Annotated in this window: 1 protein-coding gene; it reads left to right on the top strand. The window is 63.7% G+C overall.

Annotated features, from left to right (window positions below; translation table 11 throughout):
• Positions 1 to 879 (top strand): VCBS domain-containing protein (locus AC1D2Q_RS29485; protein ID WP_477815539.1); only part of this gene is annotated, 879 nt, incomplete at both ends.

Raw genomic sequence — 879 nt, 5'->3', positions numbered from 1 at the left:
GTGCAGGTCAGTGATGGCCTCGGTGGCATCGACACCCAGCAGGTGACCGTCACTGTCACCGGCAGCAACGATGCGCCGGTGCTCAGCTTCGCGTCGGGCAATGATGCCGGTGCGGTGCAGGAAGACAGCATCCTCAGCGTCAGCGGCCAGTTCAGCTCGAGCGACATCGACCATGCGGCCACCGCCACCTGGTCGATCAATGGCTCGGCAACCGGCACTTACGGCTCGATCGCCGTCGACAGCACGGGCCAGTGGACCTACACCCTGGCCAACGGCAGCGATGGCGTTGCCAGTGCCGTGCAGTCGCTGAAGGCCGGCGAGACTCACAACGAAGTGTTCAACATCCAGGTCAGCGATGGCCTCGGTGGCGTCGACACCCAGCAGGTGACCGTCACTGTCACCGGCAGCAACGACGCGCCGGTGCTGAGCTTCGCATCGGGCAACGATGTCGGTGCCGTGCAGGAAGACAGCACGCTTAGCGTCAGCGGCCAGTTCAGTTCGAGCGACATCGACCATGCAGCCACTGCCACCTGGTCCATCAATGGCTCGGCAACTGGAACCTACGGCTCGATCGTCGTCGACAGCACGGGCCAATGGACTTACACCCTGGCCAACGGCACCAATGGCGTCGCCAGTGCCGTGCAATCGTTGCAGGCCGGCGAGAGCCATAACGAAGTGTTCAGTGTGCAGGTCAGTGATGGCCTCGGTGGCATCGACACCCAGCAGGTGACCGTCACTGTCACCGGCAGCAACGATGCGCCGGTGCTCAGCTTCGCGTCGGGCAATGATGCCGGTGCGGTGCAGGAAGACAGCATCCTCAGCGTCAGCGGCCAGTTCAGCTCGACCGACATCGATCACAATGCCACCGCCACCTGGAGC

It is taken from the genome of Pseudomonas sp. P1_A1, assembly GCF_056406935.1.
The sequence above is the reverse complement of the archived record's forward strand: the minus strand, read 5'-3'. Positions and strand labels throughout refer to the sequence as shown.